General features: G+C 48.6%; 18 protein-coding genes and 1 pseudogene. 5 read left to right on the forward strand and 14 right to left on the reverse strand.

Annotated elements, in window-relative coordinates:
* Nucleotides 1–123 precede the first annotated feature (123 nt).
* The 6 genes from galE to ACTNEN_RS01890 form a co-directional block, all read right to left on the reverse strand.
* Nucleotides 124–1140: a UDP-glucose 4-epimerase GalE gene (gene galE / locus ACTNEN_RS01865; RefSeq protein WP_441204359.1), complete on the reverse strand. Its 1017-nt coding sequence runs from the start codon at nucleotides 1138–1140 to the stop codon at nucleotides 124–126.
* Nucleotides 1141–1144: 4 nt separating this feature from the next.
* On the reverse strand, nucleotides 1145–2320 hold the full coding sequence (locus ACTNEN_RS01870; RefSeq protein ID WP_441204360.1) for a galactokinase: 1176 nt from the start codon (nucleotides 2318–2320) through the stop codon (nucleotides 1145–1147).
* 190 nt (nucleotides 2321–2510) lie between these two features.
* Nucleotides 2511–3449 carry an AEC family transporter gene (locus ACTNEN_RS01875; protein ID WP_441204361.1) on the reverse strand — a complete coding sequence of 313 codons (939 nt, stop codon included), beginning with the start codon at nucleotides 3447–3449 and terminating at the stop codon, nucleotides 2511–2513.
* A 64-nt stretch (nucleotides 3450–3513) separates the two neighbouring features.
* Nucleotides 3514–4437, reverse strand: a complete 924-nt coding sequence (gene pfkB / locus ACTNEN_RS01880) for a 1-phosphofructokinase (protein ID WP_441204362.1) — start codon at nucleotides 4435–4437, stop codon at nucleotides 3514–3516.
* Nucleotides 4438–4511: 74 nt separating this feature from the next.
* A complete protein-coding gene (locus ACTNEN_RS01885; protein WP_441204363.1) occupies nucleotides 4512–5264 on the reverse strand; it encodes a sce7726 family protein in 753 nt (250 codons plus the stop codon).
* Between the two features lie 49 nt (nucleotides 5265–5313).
* Nucleotides 5314–7002: a Na/Pi cotransporter family protein gene (locus tag ACTNEN_RS01890; RefSeq protein WP_441204364.1), complete on the reverse strand. Its 1689-nt coding sequence runs from the start codon at nucleotides 7000–7002 to the stop codon at nucleotides 5314–5316.
* Between the two features lie 297 nt (nucleotides 7003–7299).
* Here ACTNEN_RS01890 and ACTNEN_RS01895 point away from each other — a divergent pair, with 297 nt between their 5' ends.
* Nucleotides 7300–8463, forward strand: coding sequence for a pyridoxal phosphate-dependent aminotransferase (locus tag ACTNEN_RS01895; RefSeq protein WP_441204365.1), 1164 nt, complete (start codon nucleotides 7300–7302; stop codon nucleotides 8461–8463).
* A gap of 10 nt (nucleotides 8464–8473) precedes the next feature.
* Here ACTNEN_RS01895 and ACTNEN_RS01900 read toward each other — a convergent pair whose 3' ends face one another.
* From ACTNEN_RS01900 to ACTNEN_RS01925, 6 genes and pseudogenes are all read right to left on the reverse strand, one after another.
* A complete protein-coding gene (locus ACTNEN_RS01900; RefSeq protein ID WP_441204366.1) occupies nucleotides 8474–9484 on the reverse strand; it encodes a GHMP family kinase ATP-binding protein in 1011 nt (336 codons plus the stop codon).
* Nucleotides 9485–9505: 21 nt separating this feature from the next.
* Nucleotides 9506–10165, reverse strand: a complete 660-nt coding sequence (locus ACTNEN_RS01905) for a D-sedoheptulose-7-phosphate isomerase (RefSeq protein ID WP_441204367.1) — start codon at nucleotides 10163–10165, stop codon at nucleotides 9506–9508.
* Nucleotides 10166–10198: 33 nt separating this feature from the next.
* Entirely contained in the window at nucleotides 10199–12265 is a 2067-nt protein-coding gene (locus tag ACTNEN_RS01910) for a HelD family protein (RefSeq protein WP_441204368.1), read from the reverse strand.
* Nucleotides 12266–12421: 156 nt separating this feature from the next.
* On the reverse strand, nucleotides 12422–12847 hold the full coding sequence (locus tag ACTNEN_RS01915; RefSeq protein WP_441204412.1) for a DUF4186 domain-containing protein: 426 nt from the start codon (nucleotides 12845–12847) through the stop codon (nucleotides 12422–12424).
* A 9-nt stretch (nucleotides 12848–12856) separates the two neighbouring features.
* Nucleotides 12857–13570 (reverse strand): annotated as a pseudogene (locus ACTNEN_RS01920) (DUF5131 family protein); the annotation flags it as partial.
* Nucleotides 13571–13717: 147 nt separating this feature from the next.
* Complete coding sequence (locus ACTNEN_RS01925) at nucleotides 13718–14074, reverse strand: DUF1304 domain-containing protein (RefSeq protein ID WP_441204369.1); 357 nt, start codon at nucleotides 14072–14074, stop codon at nucleotides 13718–13720.
* A 673-nt stretch (nucleotides 14075–14747) separates the two neighbouring features.
* On the opposite strand from ACTNEN_RS01925, the gene ACTNEN_RS01930 reads away from it, so the two are divergent.
* Nucleotides 14748–15002, forward strand: a complete 255-nt coding sequence (locus ACTNEN_RS01930) for a polya polymerase (protein ID WP_441204370.1) — start codon at nucleotides 14748–14750, stop codon at nucleotides 15000–15002.
* A 107-nt stretch (nucleotides 15003–15109) separates the two neighbouring features.
* Here the strand turns inward: ACTNEN_RS01930 and ACTNEN_RS01935 are convergent, their stop codons facing one another.
* Both ACTNEN_RS01935 and ACTNEN_RS01940 read right to left on the reverse strand, forming a co-directional pair.
* Nucleotides 15110–16150 (reverse strand): alpha-hydroxy-acid oxidizing protein, encoded by a 1041-nt coding sequence (locus ACTNEN_RS01935; RefSeq protein WP_441204371.1) that lies wholly within the window; start codon nucleotides 16148–16150, stop codon nucleotides 15110–15112.
* A gap of 319 nt (nucleotides 16151–16469) precedes the next feature.
* Nucleotides 16470–16598: a hypothetical protein gene (locus tag ACTNEN_RS01940; RefSeq protein WP_441204372.1), complete on the reverse strand. Its 129-nt coding sequence runs from the start codon at nucleotides 16596–16598 to the stop codon at nucleotides 16470–16472.
* Between ACTNEN_RS01940 and ACTNEN_RS01945 the strand changes: the two genes are divergently transcribed.
* From ACTNEN_RS01945 to ACTNEN_RS01955, 3 genes are all read left to right on the forward strand, one after another.
* Nucleotides 16597–18012, forward strand: a complete 1416-nt coding sequence (locus ACTNEN_RS01945; protein WP_441204373.1) for an MATE family efflux transporter — start codon at nucleotides 16597–16599, stop codon at nucleotides 18010–18012. The genes ACTNEN_RS01940 and ACTNEN_RS01945 overlap by 2 nt on opposite strands.
* Nucleotides 18012–18461, forward strand: coding sequence for a MarR family winged helix-turn-helix transcriptional regulator (locus ACTNEN_RS01950; RefSeq protein WP_441204374.1), 450 nt, complete (start codon nucleotides 18012–18014; stop codon nucleotides 18459–18461). The genes ACTNEN_RS01945 and ACTNEN_RS01950 overlap by 1 nt, the downstream gene beginning before the upstream one ends.
* Nucleotides 18462–18550: 89 nt before the next feature.
* Nucleotides 18551–19705 (forward strand): ABC transporter substrate-binding protein, encoded by a 1155-nt coding sequence (locus ACTNEN_RS01955; protein ID WP_441204375.1) that lies wholly within the window; start codon nucleotides 18551–18553, stop codon nucleotides 19703–19705.
* Nucleotides 19706–20039 lie beyond the last annotated feature (334 nt).

A 20039-nucleotide genomic window follows, 5' to 3' on the forward strand; every position in this document is an offset into this window, starting at 1 on the left:
CTACTCGGACACAGCTAAGCCGGCAATTTCACTTTTGAGTCCTAAAGCCTGTTTCAATTTCTGCTTCAATTCAACTCGAAAAAATGCCTGCCATCTCATGAATGAAGGCAGGCATAAAGCATCTTAGCCGTTATAGCCATTAGGATTTTTACACTGCCAGTTCCAGCTGTCCCGGCACATGTCATCCAGATCATACTCTGCCTTCCAGCCAAGCTCCTTCTCTGCCTTCTCAGAGCTGGAATAGCAGGTAGCAACATCACCGGCACGGCGAGGCTTGATGACATACGGAAGCTTCTTCCCGCAGGCTCTCTCAAACGCATGGATGACATCCAGTACAGAGTAGCCATGACCGGTGCCAAGGTTACAGATATATACACCATCGTTTTTAGCAAAGCGTTCAATCGCCTTGACATGACCTCTTGCAAGATCCACCACATGGATATAATCGCGGACGCCTGTACCATCCGGTGTCGGATAATCATCACCAAATACATTGATGACCGGGAGCTTGCCGATTGCCACCTGTGCCACATACGGCAGGAGGTTGTTAGGAATGCCCTTAGGATCCTCTCCAATGAGGCCAGACTTATGCGCGCCGATCGGATTGAAATATCTCAAAAGGATTACATTCCACGCTGGATCCGCCGTATGGATATCCGTCAGAATCTGCTCCTGCATCCATTTGGTCCAGCCGTACGGATTGGTGCAGGTGCCCTTAGGACAGTTCTCTGTAATCGGAATTTCCGCAGGATCACCGTAAACCGTTGCGGAGGAGCTGAAAATGATGTTTTTGACACCATGCGCCTGCATGACGCTGACAAGATTTAGCGTGCCATTAATATTGGTCTGATAATACTCAATGGGCTTATGCACCGACTCTCCAACTGCCTTGAGTCCTGCAAAGTGAATCACCGCATCAATCTTGTTTTCCTCAAAAACCCGATGGATGGCTTCCTTATCCAGCATATCCAGCTTATAGAATTTAACCTTTCTTCCTGTGATCTGCTCGATCCTGTCCACTGCCTTCTGGTTGGAATTATAAAGATTATCAAAGATAACCACATCATAGCCTGCATTCAGAAGCTCCACACATGTATGGCTGCCGATATATCCGGCGCCGCCGGTAACAAGAATCTGCATAAAATCAAACCTCCTCTGGTCCGTCGCCAATGCTTACTACATAAAATGTACAGTCGTATCCGACCCTCTTTTTATAGGCATCTCCGACCTTCTGTTTAAAGTCCGGGATCGCTTCATCCTTTACAATGGAAACCGTACAGCCTCCAAATCCGCCGCCGGTCATACGAGATCCGAGTACGCCCGGTACCTTCCAGGCTTCCTCTGCCAGGATATCCAGTTCCTCACAGGATACCTCAAAATCATCCCTGAGAGAAACATGCGACGCATTCATGAGCCTGCCGAACTCCTCGATATGTCCCGCCTTGAGCTCTGCCACTGCCCGGATCGCGCGGTTGTTTTCATAGACCGCATGCTTTGCACGCTTCCTCACCACCGGATCCTTGATGGCATCCTTATATTTCTCAAACTCCTCATTACTGAGATCCCCGAGCGTCTTGATTCCGCAGGCATCCGCAAGGATTTCTCTTGCTTCCTCACACTCTCTCCGGCGATCATTATAAGCAGAGCCCACAAGCTTATGCTTCTTGTTGGTATTGGTAACCACCAGTTTCATACCATCCAGTACCACCGGCGCATATTCATAATCGAGCGTCGCGCAGTCCAGGAAGATCGCATTGTCCTTTTTACCCATGGCACTTGCAAACTGGTCCATGATGCCGCAGTTCATCCCGCAGTAATTATTTTCCGCATCCTGCCCGATCTTGGCAAGCTCCACAAGGCTCACCGGAAAACCAAACTCCTCCTTAAGGACATAGCCGGTCAGTACCTCGAGCGAGGCACTGGAGGACAGCCCGGATCCATTGGGAATGTTTCCGTTCACAACGATATCAAGTCCCACCGGTATCTGAAAGCCTCGCTTTTCAAATGCCCACATCACGCCCATCGGATAAGCCGTCCAGCTGTCCTCCTTCAGTGGCTGAAAGGCATCCAGACTTCTCTCGATGACACCGGACTTGGAAAGATTCACAGAATAAAAACGCACGTTCCGGTCTGCCCGCTTCCGCACTGCCGCATAGGTACCGATGGTAAGTGCGCACGGAAATACATGTCCTCCATTATAATCCGTATGTTCTCCGATCAGATTGACACGTCCCGGAGCAAAATAACATCTGACTCCCTCTGTATCCCCAAATTTTTCCAGAAAGGCACTGAGAGCCTCCTCTTTATAGGAAAGATCCATGCTGATTGCTTCCTCCTTTTATCAGACATCTGTTTCATTATAAAAAAGAGGTTTTGTGCAGTCAATGCAAAAAACCTCGGTATTTCTTGGAAATTCTATGGAATTCTGTGAAATTATATGAAACTCTCAGTCTTAGATTTATGGCTCTTTAGATATATAGCTCTTTTTAAATCTTATAAAATACAGCGCCTCAGATCAGACCCGTTGCCTTTAAAGCATAAATCCAGAGAAAGAGGGAAACAACAGAAAAAATGGTACTTGTGGCAAGAAGCTGTCCGGCAAGCTCCCCATCACCGCCCAGGTTCTGCGACATCGGAAACATCGCCGCGGCATCCGGTGTACCAAATACACAAAGCACAACAAATCGCTCCATAGGGCCAAAGCCAAATGCGCCCGCAATCAGCATCAGCACTGCCGGCACCACAAAGAGCTTAGCGAGCAGTGTCGGCACAATATACTTTAGATTTTTACCGATCGCAAGGAACTGGATGGTGCCGCCCAGGATAAAGATTGCAAGCGGAGTAGACATATTGGCGAAGTTCCGGATGGGTGTCATAAAGCACTCCGGAATCTCGATCTTAAGTCCGAGGCACACCGCGCCCAGGATTGAACCGAGAATCAGAGGATTGGTCACGACTCTCTTTATGAGGTCCCATGCAGAGGATTTGCCTCCGTTAAAATACTCGAGGATAATGATTGCAGACAGATTATAAATCGGGATACAAAACGCAACCGCCACCGTGGCAAGGTTGGCGCCTTCCTCTCCAAAAATCGCCTCTGCCAGCGGAATCGCAAAAATCAAGGTATTGCTCCGGTATACGCCCTGGATGATTACACCTTTTTTTCTGTTATCGGATACCAGGAGCGGAACCAGCAGAAACAGAAGGAAAATCAATAGCAGAAGCGCTGCCACAATAAAGCCTACAAATCTCGCCTGGGCGCCGAAATCAAGATCCATACTGTAAAAGTTCTTAAACATCAGGATTGTAAAAAACGCCTTGAAAACAAGCTGGTTCAGACGGTTAAAGAAGGGAATGTCTGCAAATCCGAGTCTCCGGAATCCATATCCATACATCATATAGCATAAAAAAGGTACGACCGCATTTATAGCAATGAATAAAGCTTCCATTCTCCTCCCCTTATTAAAGTATGCCCGACTGCGGCAGCATTACCGCACCGGCATACTCACTTCCTTACAGCTTGTGCTGCATGGTCTTAAGCTCTGCCATCAGTTTCTTCACTTCATCAAGGCTTCCGAACCGCTGTGTAAAAGCACTCGCCGAGCCCGAAGCAATCCCGTAACGGAACGCCTCCTCGTAGTCACCCTGACTTTGTTCATAGCCATAGAGAAATCCCGCCAGCATGGAATCACCTGCGCCGACTGCATTCACCACATGTCCCTCCGGAGCACGCCCCTTATGAAGGATTCCCTTATGGTCTACCAGCACCGCACCCTTGGAGCCCATGGATACCAGTACATTTTCCGCGCCCTTATCCTGCAGCTCCATCGCCGCATCGATGATATCATCTGTCATAAACAATTCTCTACCGCAGACCTCGCTCAGCTCATCAATGTTGGGCTTGATAAGAAACGGATGGTACGGCAGCGTATCCAGGAGCGGCTGCCCCGTCGCGTCAATCACGATGCGAATGCCTTGACTCTCCAGCTTAGCACACAGATCCGAGTAAATCGTATCCGGCAGATTACGTGAGATGGAGCCTGCCAGTACAAGATAGTCCCCCTCGGAGAGATCCTTCAGCTTCTCCATGAGACTTTGAATGTGATCCTCGTTGATTTCCGGTCCCATGCCATTGATTTCCGTGCCCTCAAAGTTCTGCAGCTTTACATTGATCCTGGAGCAACCGCTGCAGTGAATAAAGCTCGGATTGATGTCCTCGCTCTGGAGCAGCCGCTCAATCTCCTGTCCGACAAAGCCTGCCGTAAATCCGACCGGAATCGAGGCCATGCCAAGGCTGTGCAGCATGAGCGAAACATTGATGCCCTTGCCGCCCGGAATCATCAGCTCCGATGTCGTCCGGTTGGTTCTGCCAAACTCAAAGTTCCTGATTTTAACAAAATAATCAATGGAAGGGTTGAGCGTCACCGTATATATCATAAGAAATTCCTCCTTACAAATTCTGTATCATAACAGATAATGTAAGGACTGTCATCCTATTTCTTACGATTTTGTTAAGTTTTTTTGCTGCTTCTTTCAGATTTCCGACGACTATGCCGGACCACCTTCCGGACAAGAAGATCCGGTCTATCCTTCCGGGATCTCCCGCTCCGTTTCCGCGCATTTCCTAAACCTCGTATTTTGCGTGTCCCTGCGTCGGCGCTTCTCCTCCGGGGTTTATGCTCCTCCTCCACACGGAAGCGGTTTATCTCCTCGGAAATTGTTGTATAATCCCGCTCCATGAGCTCCGCACTCATATCGTATCGTAATAGCTCGTACGGGACCTGATCTGAAATCTTTCCAATCACAAACTTCTTGGACATCCGCTTGTATGCAGCCATCTCATGCTTTGCCTGGATCCTGGCGAGCTCCGGTCGCCAAAGAAGACTCAGCTTAAGTCTTACATCCATCAGGGGATTTACGCCCGGCTCCCGCAGCATATAAAAATCCGGCATCCCCTCTACCTCATCGACGGTAATGATGCCCCACCACTCCGGCACATGCTCTGCAATATGCGCAGCATGCGTAGAGCCGACAGCGATGATATTCGCATCAAAAAAATAGTCATAGTCGCGGATCTGTCGCGGAAGGCGCGTATACGTATCGGCATCGCTCTTGATCTCAATCCCGACAAAGGCGTTTTCGGTAATCATCACCACATCCGCCCGGCTGATCCCCATAATTTTTTCCTCAAGGATCCGCACTCTGCCATAGCGGGTTTCCAGATATTCAAACAGCGGCTCGCGAATGTCTTTGTCATACAGCATTCAAAATCACCTGATTCTGTCTCTGTTCCATCTCATCTCATTACATCTATTATGCCATTGCCGGCTCCACATTGCTGCTCCGCTTCTGGGTCAACATCTTTGCCTTATACAATGCAAATGCAATATTGGTCGCGTGGTCTCCCACCCGTTCCAGACCATTGATCATATCCGAGAAAAAGACGCCGGCTTGCACATCGCACTTACCATCCGCCATACGCTGGAGATGCCGGTCCGTAATTTCCAGCACAAGTGCATCCGTCTTGTTTTCAAGCTCCTCCACAAGACCCTTATCGCTCATATCACCGGTCAGGAACATATTTAAAGACCTTTCCAGAAGCCGGTGCACGGTTTCCATCATCTTGCTTAGATCCTGATATGCTTCATCGGAAAGCGTAATCTTATGGCTCTGGAAATATGCCGCCATATCCGCAATATCCTCGGCATGATCACCGATTCGCTCTACATCAGAGACTACATGGAAATATCCGGAAATCAGATCCGCATCGCGAAGCGGAATCGCGTTCTGGTTGATTTTAGTAAGGTACGCTCCAATCGCGGTGCAGAGATAATCAATATATTTCTCTGTTTCATAGACCACCTTAAGCCTCTCACCATCATTTTCCGTAAGACAGTAAACTGCAAGATTCAGATTGTCAATGGCCATATGAGCCATCCGCTCAATTTCCTGCTTGGCAAGATACATGGCAACCGGCGGCGTCGGAAGCTTGGGAGCCCCGATGTACTTAAGACTGAAGCCCTCCTGGGTGCTGCTTTCCGGCTCATCCTTCACAAGCACATAGGTAAGCTTGATAATAAGATCCATAAACGGATACAGCACAATAACCTGAAATACCTTAAATAAGAAATGCGCAAATGCAATGTTTCTGCCTAGTGATCCCGCATTTTCCGCATGTCTCGCGCCGGAAACTGTCATAATCAGCAGCTCGATCTGCGGCGCAAACAGCAGCAGCAAAACAAACATCAGGATCGTACCGAAAATATTAAACAAAAGATGGATCAGAGCCGCACGCTTGCCGTCTGCATTGGCGCCAACCGACGCCAGCATAGCACTGGAGCAGGCACCGATATTGCAGCCCAGGATGATAAACATACAGATCCTAAGATCGATCAATCCCTGTGAGCCCATGACAACCAGGATGGATACGGTAACGGAGGAGCTCTGCACAATGGACGTAATCACAAAACCCATCAGGACGCCTAAGAACGGATTGGTAAAGCCCGCAAGGAAATGGATCACTGCCGGGATATCCCTGAGATCCGCCATCGCCGAGGACATACTGGAAATACCGACAAACAGAAGTCCAAATCCCATAACGATTTCACCGGATTTCTTGACCCGCTGGCTCGGAATAAAGTTCATCATGATCGCGCCCGCAAAGACAAACAGCGGCGCGATGGCACTGAGTCTGAATGCAACCAGCAGCGCGGTAACCGTGGTACCGATATTTGCACCCAGGATAATCCCGCAGGCATTGCTCAGCGCCATCAGTCCGGAGTTTACAAAGGTCACAACCATTACCGTCGCCGTACTCGAGGACTGAATTACGGCAGTAAAAAAGAGACCAACAAGAAGACCCGTAAGACGTGTCCTCGTGAAAGTCTCCAATATGTTTCTGAGTCTTGTACCAGCAACCTTTTCAATACCATGGCTCATCATATACATCCCGGCAATGAAAAGACCCAGGCCGCCTAAAAGAGTAATCAGAATCGTCAGCATTTTTGTACTCCAAAATTTTTAAAGTTTACGTCATTGCAAAATATATGTAAAAGTTCTGTAAAGAAACAGTTCCATGTTAGACGATAACTGAAATTTAGGCAAGAGTCACTTTTATCAATTTCTTTAACTTTTAACTGCAATACCTCTGGAAGAAAAGCCTCTTCTCATAGCAAAAGTCACATATATACGGCGGACATAGATCAGAGCTTTTAGATTTTTTCTTGTCTCCCGCACTGAGATATGCTATACCGTGTGTAATTGTTTTTTTATCTAATATTTTGCCTTAGGGGGTTCAATATGCAGTTCAGTAAACGTATGGATCGTTTCGGCGACGAAATCTTTGCCGCTCTTAATGATAAAAAAATCGAGCTTGAGAAGCAGGGCCGGAAGCTTTACAACATGTCGGTCGGCACACCGGACTTTGAAACACCGGAGCATATCCGTGAGGCACTGATCGAAGCCGCCAAAGATCCCGAGAACTGGCATTATGCACTGCGGGACACGGATGAGATGCTTGATGCCGTGGTAAAGTATTATAAAAGGCGTTTCGGTGTAGACATCCGTCCGGAGCAGGTTGCAAGCTGCAGCGGCACCCAGGAGGGTATGGGACTCATCGGCATGGCTCTTGCGAATGAAGGCGACACGGTTCTGCTCCCGACGCCCTGCTATCCGGTCTTCATTACCTGTGCCAAAATGGCCGGTGCGGTGCCATACTACTATCCTATGACAAAGGAAAACGGATTTCTGCCCAAGGTATCGGAGATCCCGGAGGATGTTGCAAGGCGCGCAAAGTTTATGGTTGTATCTCTCCCCTCCAATCCGATGGGCTCCGTCGGTACACCGGAGGTTTATGAGGAAATCATCGCATTTGCCAGAAAATATGACATCCTCATTATCCACGACAACGCTTACTCGGATATCATCTTTGACGGCATCGAAGGGCATAGCTTCTTAAATTATCCCGGTGCCGAAGAGGTCGGTGTGGAGTTTTTCTCCCTTTCCAAGAGTTTTAATCTGACCGGCGCAAGAATCAGCTTTCTTGTGGGTCGGGAGGATGTAGTAAGTGCTTTCCGCAAGCTTCATCAGCAGATCAGCTTTGGTATGTTTCTCCCTCTGCAGAAGGCTGCCATCGCGGCGCTCACAGGACCACTTGATTCTGTAAAGGAGCAGTGCCAAAAATATCAGGACCGCAGGGATGCACTCTGCGGCGGTCTCCGCTCCATCGGCTGGGATGCGGTGGACGGGCATGGCTCGATGTTTGTCTGGGTACCGATCCCTCCGAAATTTAAATCCAGCATGGAATTCTGCATGGAGCTCATGGATAAGGCCGGTGTGATTGTCACTCCGGGTTCCAGCTTCGGTCCCCTCGGTGAGGGCTATGTCCGCTTTGCGCTGGTGCTCCCGCCGGATAAAATCTCAGAAATGTGCCAGGTCATTAAGGCATCCGGCATCCTGGATTAAAGCAATACTATTACGCCGGTATATAGGTTTCCGGTGCATAGTAAATCACCCGTGTTCCGCCGTTTTCAAACCGGAATGGTACATGCATGAGGTCTTTCATGGCTTCCATGAGCGCGGCCTTTTTATCCGGCTGTACATAAAACAGGAGGAATCCTCCTCCACCGGCACCAAGCAGCTTTCCGCCCAGCGCACCGGCTTCCAGTCCTCTTGCATAGAGATCATCGATCTTTCCGGTCGTGACGGCAGAGCCGGTCTCCCGTTTCAGCCTCCAGGTATAATCCAGCAATCTGCCAAAATCATCGAGATCCGCCTTGGGGGAGATCAGGACCTTTTCCGCGTCAAACACAAGATCATACATCTTATGCAGTTTCTCGATTTTACGCTCCCGGGCATCCTCCGAGCCGGCTTCATTCGCCTTCTGTACATCAGAGGAAAAACGCGTAAAGCCCGTAAAAAACATGACCAGATTATCGTTGAGCTGCTCCTTCCGCTCTGGAGAAATAATCACAGGACGGACCTCATACCCGTCTGCACTGAATTCAATCAGATTTAATCCCCCAAATGCCGCTGCGATCTGATCCTGCAGACCACCGGCTTCCTTACACAGCACCCGCTCGAGGTAAATCGCTTCATCCGCAAGCTTCCGTTTGTCCGCATATTTTCCCTTCAGCGCATAGAATGCATTGAGCATACCCACGGCAAAGCTGCTGCTGGTTCCAAGCCCCGAGCGCGCCGGCAGATCCGCCTCATAGGTCAGGCGGATTTCATGCATGTCTAACATCTGCATGGCATTGCGGATCGCCGGATGCTGAATGTCCTCGATTCGGGTGACACGCTCCGTTTTAGCATAGGACAACTCCGTGCTGTAATCAAAAAAGCGTGGCAGATGCCGGACGTTGACATAGCAGTATTTATCAAAGGTTGTAGAGAGCACAGCACCGCCGTACTCCCGGAAGTACTCTTCCATATCCGTCCCGCCGCCAAAAAAGGACATGCGGAACGGTGTCTTGGTAATAATCATAACGTATCCTCTATGTAATTTTTAATCCTGTCCAAAAAAGTGCTGCTCCAGCATAAGACAGAGGCAGTGATAGATCGGAAGGTGCAGCTCCTGGATCCGGTAGGTCTCTGTATCCGGTGCCTGGATCGTAACATCACTTAACTTCTTAAGAGCCGAATCCTTTGCTCCGGTGAGCGCAAGCACCTGCATGCCACGTGCTCTCGCAACCGTTGCAGCATAAAGGACATTTTTACTGTTTCCGGAGGTGGAAATTCCCAGAAAAACATCTCCGGCTCTACCGTAGCCGTTGACCTGCTGTGCAAAGCAAAGCAGCGGCGCACAGTCATTACTATAGGCTGTGGAAAGCGCAGGATGACCATCCAGTGCAATCGCCGGCAGTGCCCCCTGGAGGTGGTCCGCAAGCTCTCTGCCAAGCCCAAGCCCCTCATCTGACGCAAGCAGGCGATCACAAAAGTCTGCATTCAGCTTCCGTGGCAGCCGGAAGCCCTTCATGAGCTCTCCGACAATATGCTCGGCATCTGCCGCTGACCCGCCGTTTCCTGCGATGAGAAGCTTTCCACCTCCGGTATAGCAGCGTTCCAGAACCTGATACGCCTCAGAAATCCGTTCACTTTGCGTGACAAGCACCGGATATCTCTCGATCAGGAGGTCAAGCTCCCGTTTTACCCGTTTTTCAAGCATGTAGTATCATTCCTCCCCTGTAAGTCAGATAATTTATATCAAGCTGCTTATGATCGGAGACAGCACACCATCGGAAAGGATAATAATCCTCTCTGTCGCACGTGAGATCGCTGTATAAAGTCTATGCCGGAACATCGGCTCGTCCGGATAATCCTCTGCTGTCACATCCGGCAGGATCACCGTGTCAAATTCAAGACCCTTGGCAAGCTTAAGCTCCATCAGTACAATACCACTCTTCGGCAATGCCTCATACTGCCGGATCACACGCGGCATATCGTCTCCCAGCACCCGCATCATGTGATTGATACCGGTCCAGTCCTCAACGATCACCGCCGTAAGCCCGTCCTCCGTATTATGTGCATGGATCGCCTCTCTCAGCGCCTCAACATATGCCTCATGCTCTGCGAATGCCTTAATCTCCGGTTCAATCCCGGGGCGCTGCACAGAAGACGTATGCACCCGGGTTTCCTCCGGCAGAAGTCCGGTAAAAAGCCCGGTAATTTCCGGTGAGGAACGATAGCTTGTAAGAAGCGGAAGCTCAACCACTTCCTTCTGCTCCTCTAAAAACAGCTCCCGCAGTCTCTTAAATGTAATCGTATCCCGGTGAATCGACTGAAATTCGTCTCCCAGGAACATAAAGTGCGCTCTGCGGAAGTACTTTTTAAGTACAAGCAGCTGTGCCTCTGTATAATCCTGCACCTCATCCACAATGACATATTTTGTGCTGCGGTCGCAGAGTCCCGTAAGCGTCAGCTTAAGATAGATATACTCCGCCGGCGTGAGCTCCTCTTTTCCAAGCAGACGTTTTCCGATTGCATCTATATCCAGCCAGTCAAAGGAACGGATCCTCTCGACGATGCCACCCATCTGATTTTCCACCGGATTATCCTCGGGATCTTCCATATCCGCATCCTTTGTAAAATCCTGCTCCTGTTTCCGCTCAAGCTTCAGCGCATTTTTCTTAGCCCTCTCCAGAAGCTCATCCACCGTCGTCTGCATGAGCCGCGAGCCGGTCGGGATATTCCGATGGGTTCTTAGCACCGCGGCAATCTGCTTTTTAGACAGAACCCTGGATTTTTGAAGATTGATATTTTTAAGTGCCCAGTCTTCTATTTTTAAGCTCGGAAGCTCTGCATCGATGATACGGAATGTCTCCGCTTCGGTCATATCCGCTTCTCCCCGGCTGTCCACCTTAAGTGATCCGAGGAAATCCGACCATGTCATCGTTACTGGATTGGCTTCTCCCATTTCCGGAAGCACATGATCAATATACTGCTGAAAAACCGGATTTAAGGTAATTAAGGCAACCTGCTCCGGTCTCAAGGTTTTCCGCTGCCGGTAAAAAAGATAGGCAATCCTCTGCAGAAGGATCGAGGTTTTACCGGAACCTGCAATACCTGCCACAAGCAGCACCGGAACATCCGGATAACGGATAATCTTGTTCTGCTCCTCCTGGATCGTTTCCGTGATGGACTGCAGCTTGTCTGTACGCTTCCTGGTAAGCGAACGGATCAGCAGCGGATCCTCCAGCGCGACCTTGGTGTCGAAATATGCATGCAGGACATTTCGTGTAATGTCAAATTGCCGCCGAAGCTTAAGCGTAACCGGGATTTTACGACCGTCAACCTCATAGGAGGTCTCACCATTTTCATGATTGTAATAGACTTCGGCAATGGGACTCCGCCAGTCCACAACCAGCTGCTCATGCTGTGCATCCGTACAGGAGGCTGCACCGATATAAAAGTCCTCCGGCGCTTCATCCTCGTCAAACTGCACTGTAATCCTTGCAAAGTATGGGCGGGGCAGTAAGCGCTGTACATCTGCAAGCCTCGTGCTCACAGACTGACTGTCAATATTGAGCTGCGCTACCGCACGGCTCATCGTCTCAAACTCAATAAGAGTTTCCTGTCCCTCCTCATCATTATGGAAGTTATAGTTAAGATCCTCACTCTGCTGACTTTTTTCCTCTGCTGCCTTCCTGGAAATCTCCTGAAGCTCATCCCGGAGCGACTGCTGCATATCTATAAGCTGCTGGTAAAGCCCGGTAAGGTGCGCCTGTTCCTCTTGAAATATGGTATCTTTAGTTTCTGTATCGTGCATGTATAAAACTCCGTCACTTTTTTTACGAGATTAACTTTTGTTAAATTGCGAATGCCGGCTTCTCATCATATTTTTCACGTTTTAATCCTTTGCTTATTCAGCTTGATACGCGCATGATCTACCGCCATATTTAAGCTATCATACCATACTCGTCGTTTATAATGAAGAGAACATTTGTCTTTCGATCCACTCCATCAGTGTATCCACAACGTACTTCTGCTCTTCCTTGCTGAGCGCTCTCCCCGCCGGGATGCCGTGCCATTTCTCAAGGCAGCCTCTGCAGCAGCAGGCGCAGGCGTGCTGGGCGAGAAAAACCGGATGACCGCGCATAGGAGTCTGCTTGCCGTCATTCGGAATGACTGCCGGCGCAAGCCGCTTTGCAATGATATCTTCCGCATGCCTACGGATGGTATCCATACCCTTATCCCGGACATACTGCTGATCGGCAGGCTTCAGCTTAAATCGACTGCGGAAATTTGATTCCGAAATCCGTTGAAACAGGTCCCGCTTGAGCCAGGCTTCATGAGACTCCGGCTCCGGACCGGAAGTAATCTTGGGGACAGCATTCCCCGAAGCAGCGATACTGCCGGCGTAGTCAACATTCGCCTTAGCCGCCTGGCTCTGCTGAAATCTGCGCTCGATATGATAGACCTTACCATCCTTTACAAAAACCGCGCCGGTCTGTTTAAAATGAAAAGCCACGCCATATTTCATGCACTGCTCCCGGGTGGACAGGATCCATGCATAATGGCAGGGACGCGCATCCGGTCCGGATTCTCCGCCGCACAGGACATAATCGATCTGTCCCGTGGCAAGATATGATACAATATCAATCGGACCCAGCATCGGTTCATGGCAGATATGCTTATGCCGGATCGGTAATGTCAGGTAAATGGGCAGACGGTAATCTGCCATCTGCTGGTTCTCCACCGTGCAGTAAATGGACACATTAGGATAGCCCTCACCCCAGTCCTCCGGAATGCATTGTAAGAATCTGTGGATCCGCTTCGTTATGATGGCAAACTGCAGATCCCTTCGCTCCCGCATGATCTGCCAGCACTCGGGACGCCACGCATCCGCTTCCTCCAGAAAGAAGTCCGACGTCATACAGGTAAAGACGGTGCCATCCGACGGCTGTAGCTTATATTGTTTCTGCCGGTTCTTTTTAAGCGGAAGGTCAAAATCACCGGTCTTACGGATGATGCTCGCATCCTTGCCGATCGACGCATCACGCCTGTATACATAACAATGTTCACAGCCCGGACTGATTTTATGACATCCATGCCAGGGATTCCAGATCACCAAGAAATGCCCCCTTTCACCTGCTTAAGGCGGATTGCCTTTGCCAGTTAACAGTTACTATTAATAGGAATGCTTCTGCCCTTTGTCCTTTCACCTGATGCAGACGGACGGTCCTCATACACTGCGAGTCTCAACAAAGCGAAGGTCCGTTCAGAAGACGCAGGATACCAGTGTCAGCATCGCAAGTCCTCCCTGCATCAGGATGATTTTAGGGTTACTTGTCACACTGCCATACAGCGCAACTCCGACAATATACAGCATCAGGCTGACAACGGCTGCCTTACTGTGAAATGCAAATACCGAAAGCCCGATCAGTACAGAAATCAGCCCATTGTAAACTCCCTGATTTTTAAAGAGTACATTAACACTTTTCCGGCTGAGCTCCTCTCTGGACATACCAAATACCTTGGATGTCTTGTCCGATGTCGTGGCGATCGTCTCCAGATAAAAAATATAGAGAAACTCTGCTGCCACAAGTACCGATAGAATTTTTGTAAGTAGACTCATATGGATTACCTCGTGTTTCTCCGACATGCGCCCGGAAGTCATCGATCTCGCTAAATATTCTCTCTTATCCTCTTGGCATAATGTCGCTTTGTTATACCATTTTATAAGCTCACAGGCGCGAAATCAACAGCTCGTTCCACATGTATTAACTTCCTAACTTACCATGTCCGATCTTTCTATATTATGAAGTGATGCGGAGGAATGTGAGGATATAGTCATGCACATGTTCACATAATTAAGGAATGTGGATTCAGTTCTCATCAAAAATTTTGAAATTTGTTTAAAATACTGATAGCTTACACTCTCCTCGCTCCTATGGTCTAAAATCATGATCATTTATCACAAAGCTTCCCGGTAGTCCAAATGGTTTATGGCACATTTTAGTACGTGTTTTTTACAGCGCCGTAAGATTGTGATAAATTTCACACAATTCACTAGGTAATAATCAACAAAATTATACTTGCATATTTGTATAACTTGCAGTATAAGGAAGATGTGACAGGAGCATACAGGAAATGCTTAAGAGCATCCTCCCCGGTTTCACCGCTCCTTAAATATAGATGACTTTTGAGATGAGCTAAGCAATAGATAAGCTTAGTTCAGGAGGAGCCTGGTTCATAACCCCGGCTCGTAAAACAGATGGATGACAGACCTTTTAAAAGGAGGTAATTGTATGAAACTTTATAACATTAATAACGTAAGCGCACTTTTCAATGTTCTGGACAGCTGCAAGGGTGATGTAAAGCTGATTTCCAAGGATGGCGACATGATCAATCTTAAGTCCAAGCTCAGCCAGATCCTGCTGGCAGCAAAGCTTCTGGATACATCCTTTATCAAGGAGCTGGATCTCAAGGTTTCCGATCCGGAAGATATGAAGAACATCATGAACTTCATGATGATGAGCGGCAGCGGCGAGGCTGTTGCGTAAGTTATATTCGCAGTCACATAATTTAACCCCGGTGATTTCTTAAGGAAGTCACCGGGGCTTTATTTTTGATTTAATATCCAGAGTAACGATGAGAATGCATCTTTTGCTTAGAACCGGACTAATTTGCTCGTCGGATGGAACAAATTGTCTTTGGAAATTTCCTTAAGTGAGCCTACGCCGCACATCCTCATTGTATCCATCAGCTCCTTGCCAAGCTTCTCGGTATAAAGCTCTACACCTTCTCTTCCGCCTCCATAAACGGCTGTAACATACGGGCGGGCAACCAGCACAGCATCCGCGCCCAGTGCCAGCGCTTTAAAGACATCTACTCCGGAGCGGATGCCACCATCCACAAGGATCATCATCTTACCGCCTACAGCATCGACAATCTCCTCCAGAACTTCTGCTGTAGACGGTGTCTGATCCAGGACTCTACCGCCGTGATTTGACACAACGATGGCAGATGCTCCTGCTTCCCGTGCAGCTTCTGCTCCTTTCACTGTCATGATACCTTTTACGATAAACGGCTTGCCGGACGCTGTGATAATCTCCTTAAGCTCTGCAACCGTCTTGGAACCTGCCGGTGGTGTCAGCCCCTGCAGAAATGGAAGTCCGGCAGCATCCACATCCATAGCAATTGCAAAGGAATCGCTATCTTTCACAAGCTGGAATTTCTCCTTAAGTGTATTGACATCCCATGGCTTTACGGTCGGTACACCTGCACCTCCCTGCTTTTTAATGGCAGCCGTCGCCGCCTTCATCACATCCGGATTGGTACCGTCACCCGTAAAGGCACAGATACCCGCGTCCGCACATGCCGATACAAGGATATCGTTATATCCGATATCATCCAGCTGATCGCCGTAATGCAGATTCACCGCACCCACAGGACCTGCAAAAATCGGATACTTCATCTTCAAACCAAAAAATGTAAAGGAAGTATCCGGATCCCGGTTTTCCGCAATGGTATTAAGATTAATTCTGAGCTTTTTCCATGCCTCATAGTTACGAACTGCCACATCACCAATGCCCTTGGCTCCAGGTCCCGGCATATGATTTCCACAGGCACGTCCGTTACACTCCCGGCAAGCCTTACAGTACTTTCCCATGCAGGTAGATGCATGCTGTAATAATTCCTCGTATGTCATACTGACTTCCCCCTTAAACCATAAAAATCTTCCTGAGATCTTTTTGATACTTTTGATTTTTATGCTTTTGATAAAGCCCTGTTTACAGGTATCTCATGTTTACTATTATAACGACGATTCCAAAAAAGTCATACTGTTTTTGCATGGTACTTTCGTACCTACATAGCACCTGCATAATGACTCCGATGCACTTAGGCACTCAGGCAATAACATATTGACAATTCTGTATTCCAGCTTTATAGTTGCTATTAGCAATAGTTGTTCAGCGCATTAGTTGCTTATTACAATAGAAGGGAGCTGTAAAACATATGCATTTCATTCATTCATCTACAGAATCGACCACATCCCAAAGTTCTTCCGGAGTATCTGCAGATTGCTCGCCAGGGGTATCCACAGAGTACTTATCTAAAGCCTCTGCACTATCCTCGGATTCCCAAGAGTCTTCCATGGCGACCTCTGACATGGAAAATTCTGCCGTCAGCAAGGAAGTCATGGAAGCCAGAGAAAAGCGTTATAATCTGATGCTGGAAGCACCGATCATCAAGGTCATCCCTATCATTGCACTGCCTATGGTCATCACGATGCTGATCGACTCCTTTTATAATCTCGCCGATACCTACTTTGTAAGTACACTGGGAACCTATGCTACCGCAGCTGTCGGTGTCAACAACTCCCTTATGTTTTTCCTGCGGGCCGTTGGCATGGGATTCGGCATGGGCGCATCCTCCATTATCTCAAGACTGCTTGGAGCCAAAAAATATGACGAAGCGTCCAGAGTCGCGTCAACTGCATTCTACACATCCTTACTGCTGATCACGCTGATCTCTATTGGCGCCTATATTAAGCGGTCAGATCTCGTAATGCTCCTCGGCGCAACCGGAAACTCCAGACAGTATTCCATTGATTATGCAGATTACATCCTGTATTCCGCACCCTTTACCATCGGAAACACTGTTCTCTCCCAATGCCTCCGCGCAGAAGGAAGCACGACGTACTCCATGGCAGGCATGGTTTCCGGATGTATCGTAAACCTTGTGCTTGACCCGCTCTTTATCTTTGTATTTCACTGGGGTGTTGCAGGTGCCGCCGCTGCTACAGGTCTTTCCAAGGTCATAAGCTTTATTATCCTCCTGATCCCGTATTACCGCGGCAAATCCATGATCCAGGTATCCACCCGCTTTTTTGCTCCAAGCTGGTCCATGTACCAGGAAATCGGCAAAATGGGCATACCATCCTTCCTGCGCACCAGTCTCATGAGTGTTTCCAGCGTCATCACCAACAACTATGCCGGAAGTTATGGCGACTCTGTGCTTGCGGCAGTTTCCGTCTCCAACCGCATCATGATGTTTATGGGCTCCATGGTTCTGGGCTTTGGTCAGGGATTCCAGCCAATTGCGGGGTACTGCTGGGGCGCTAAAAAGTACCGTCGTACACGTAAGGCTTTTTGGGTAACCTCAGGATACGGTCTTTTGATCTGCATCTTTATGGGAACTCTGATCTATGCGCTTGCTCCAAAGATTGTCGGTGCTTTTACAGTAGATGATCAGCAGATTATTAAAACCGGCGTTTTTATGGTAAGATTACAGTGCGTTGTCCTTCCCGCCCATGTATGGGTCATGATCATCAACGGACTTTTCCAGGCGCTCGGTCGTCCCATTGCAGCAACAGTTCTGGGACTTTCCCGCCAATGCATCTGCCTGATTCCGCTGCTTGTGATTCTCAATGCCGCCTTAGGTCTTACAGGACTCGAGATTGCACAGAGCACATCGGATGTTGCAAGCGTTATCCTTGCGCTTCCCATGCTGTATATGATCATGCGTGAAATCAGACAGCGAATGCATTCACCGGAGGCAGTAGACTAATGGATTTTAAAAACCCCGACAATATTTTTTCATCCCGGCATCTTACCGGACTCATCGGCTCTCTCGAGCGGGAGCGCCGGGCATACATTAACAGTAAGCTGGAAAGCACAGGACTCAGAAACCACCAGTTCTGGGCACTCATTCACCTAAGCCACTATCCCGGCATCAATCAGGAGGATCTTGCGAATGCTCTGAGCCTCGATAAAACCCGCATGGCGCGGAGCTGCAAGGAGCTTGAGGACATGGGGTATCTCCACCGGGAGCGGGACCCCGAAAACCGCAGGCAATACCGGCTGTACCTTACCGATCAAGGCAATGCGCTCCTTCCGGAAATCCGTACCGTGCTAAACGACTGGAGCAACAGCATCGCTGCCGGCATCACCATGGAGCAGGTAAAAATGGTGATAGAAGTCCTGGAACAAATGGATGCGAATGCTTCTTCCATCTAATGTTCAAGAAATAATTCACTGTAAAACGACAGGTTACAGTATAATAGCATATGATTTTACTGGATTTTACAGGGAGGAAATAAAGCATTATGAAAAAACACATCTTACTTAATGCATTGATTGCCACTGCGCTGTCTGCTGCACTGCTGGCAGGATGCGGTGCATCCGGTTCTGCTAACGCAACAACTACTGCACAGGAGACTACCAATGTCGGAAGTGAAGCTTCCACCGAGTCCGCAGCTTCCGAGACCAAGGCTTCCGAGAGTGCAGCTGCTGAAACATCTGCCGCGGAGAGCAAAGCTGCATCAGAATCTACCCAGGCCGCATCCGAAGCTGAAACCGCACCAATCGGTGATACTTCAGAGGGTGCCATGAAGATCGGCTCTCTCAAGGGACCGACCACCATGGGTCTTGTAAATCTCATGCACGATGTTGAGTCCGGCAGCAAATCCGGCTATCTTTTTGAAATGCAGACACAGCCGGATGTCATCATGAGCGAGCTCGTTTCCGGCAAGCTGGACGTTGCACTGCTGCCAGCCAATGTCGCAGCCGTTGCTTACAATAAAACAAATAAAGGTGTCAAGGTCATCGACATCAACACACTCGGCGTGCTGTACTGTGTAACCGGCGATGATTCCGTGAAATCCGTAAAGGATCTGTCCGGTAAAACCGTACTCAGCACCGGTCAGGGCGCTTCTCCGGAGTATGTTTTAAACTATCTCCTTGATAAAAACGGAGTCAAGGACTGTGACGTACAGTTTAAGTCCGAGGCAACGGAAATTGCCGCAACACTGAAGGAGGATCCTACTAAGATTGCCATCCTGCCGCAGCCATTTGTAACTGTTGCCATGGCACAGAACGATGCTCTCAAGCTTGCCTTTTCACTTACCGATGAGTGGCAGGCCGTTTCTCCTGATTCAAAGCTCCTTACAGGTGTGACTGTCGTAAGAAACGATTATCTTGCGGATCATAAGGATCAGGTAGATGCGTTCCTTGCAGATCATAAGGCAAGCACCGATAAGGCAAATGCAGATGTTTCCGGTACTGCCGCTCTTGTTGCACAGTACGGCATCATCGTCAAGGCACCAATTGCCGAGAAAGCACTTCCCCAGTGTAACATCGTTGCCATCACCGGCGATGAGATGAAGACTGACCTCTCCGGTTATCTTTCCGTCCTCAATGCAGCCAACCCAAAGTCCGTCGGCGGTACACTGCCTGATGATGACTTCTACTATGTAAAGTGATCATAATATAAGACAAGAAACCATCATTAAAATATGACACTTTTGTCGATACTTTATATAAAATATCAACGATAAAATATCGGTAAAAAGGCTGCCATAAAAAGCCATTTAAGAAGTCCCTGCTCCAGTCAAAATAAACAGGGACTTTTTTTATTGCCGTTTACCTTGTACAATAGCATAGAATCCAAAGTGTTCTACGGATGTTTTGCGGTTGTTTTACGAAACAAAGGTCCATTGTCATTTCACATTGCCATTTCCGTTTCACAGCAATAAATCAATATAACTTACAAGAAAGTTATAAGCAAAAATACCATCTGTCACAGGAAAATCGATT

Source organism: Oribacterium sp. HCP28S3_H8, assembly GCF_052064775.1.
Classification (GTDB): domain Bacteria; phylum Bacillota; class Clostridia; order Lachnospirales; family Lachnospiraceae; genus Oribacterium.

Bases quoted from the DNA above. Each gene is read 5' to 3' on its own strand.
- ACTNEN_RS01890 (WP_441204364.1), bottom strand. From the start codon at position 7,002: ATGCTGACGATTCTGATTACTCTTTTAGGCGGCCTGGGTCTTTTCATT.
- ACTNEN_RS01940 (WP_441204372.1), bottom strand. From the start codon at position 16,598: ATGGAAGACTCTTGGGAATCCGAGGATAGTGCAGAGGCTTTAGATAAG.
- ACTNEN_RS01910 (WP_441204368.1), bottom strand. From the start codon at position 12,265: ATGCACGATACAGAAACTAAAGATACCATATTTCAAGAGGAACAGGCG.
- ACTNEN_RS01895 (WP_441204365.1), top strand. From the start codon at position 7,300: ATGCAGTTCAGTAAACGTATGGATCGTTTCGGCGACGAAATCTTTGCC.
- ACTNEN_RS01905 (WP_441204367.1), bottom strand. From the start codon at position 10,165: ATGCTTGAAAAACGGGTAAAACGGGAGCTTGACCTCCTGATCGAGAGA.
- pfkB (WP_441204362.1), bottom strand. From the start codon at position 4,437: ATGATATATACGGTGACGCTCAACCCTTCCATTGATTATTTTGTTAAA.
- ACTNEN_RS01935 (WP_441204371.1), bottom strand. From the start codon at position 16,150: ATGACATACGAGGAATTATTACAGCATGCATCTACCTGCATGGGAAAG.
- ACTNEN_RS01930 (WP_441204370.1), top strand. From the start codon at position 14,748: ATGAAACTTTATAACATTAATAACGTAAGCGCACTTTTCAATGTTCTG.
- ACTNEN_RS01955 (WP_441204375.1), top strand. From the start codon at position 18,551: ATGAAAAAACACATCTTACTTAATGCATTGATTGCCACTGCGCTGTCT.
- ACTNEN_RS01885 (WP_441204363.1), bottom strand. From the start codon at position 5,264: ATGCTGTATGACAAAGACATTCGCGAGCCGCTGTTTGAATATCTGGAA.
- ACTNEN_RS01950 (WP_441204374.1), top strand. From the start codon at position 18,012: ATGGATTTTAAAAACCCCGACAATATTTTTTCATCCCGGCATCTTACC.
- ACTNEN_RS01870 (WP_441204360.1), bottom strand. From the start codon at position 2,320: ATGGATCTTTCCTATAAAGAGGAGGCTCTCAGTGCCTTTCTGGAAAAA.
- ACTNEN_RS01925 (WP_441204369.1), bottom strand. From the start codon at position 14,074: ATGAGTCTACTTACAAAAATTCTATCGGTACTTGTGGCAGCAGAGTTT.
- ACTNEN_RS01945 (WP_441204373.1), top strand. From the start codon at position 16,597: ATGGCGACCTCTGACATGGAAAATTCTGCCGTCAGCAAGGAAGTCATG.
- ACTNEN_RS01900 (WP_441204366.1), bottom strand. From the start codon at position 9,484: ATGATTATTACCAAGACACCGTTCCGCATGTCCTTTTTTGGCGGCGGG.
- galE (WP_441204359.1), bottom strand. From the start codon at position 1,140: ATGCAGATTCTTGTTACCGGCGGCGCCGGATATATCGGCAGCCATACA.
- ACTNEN_RS01875 (WP_441204361.1), bottom strand. From the start codon at position 3,449: ATGGAAGCTTTATTCATTGCTATAAATGCGGTCGTACCTTTTTTATGC.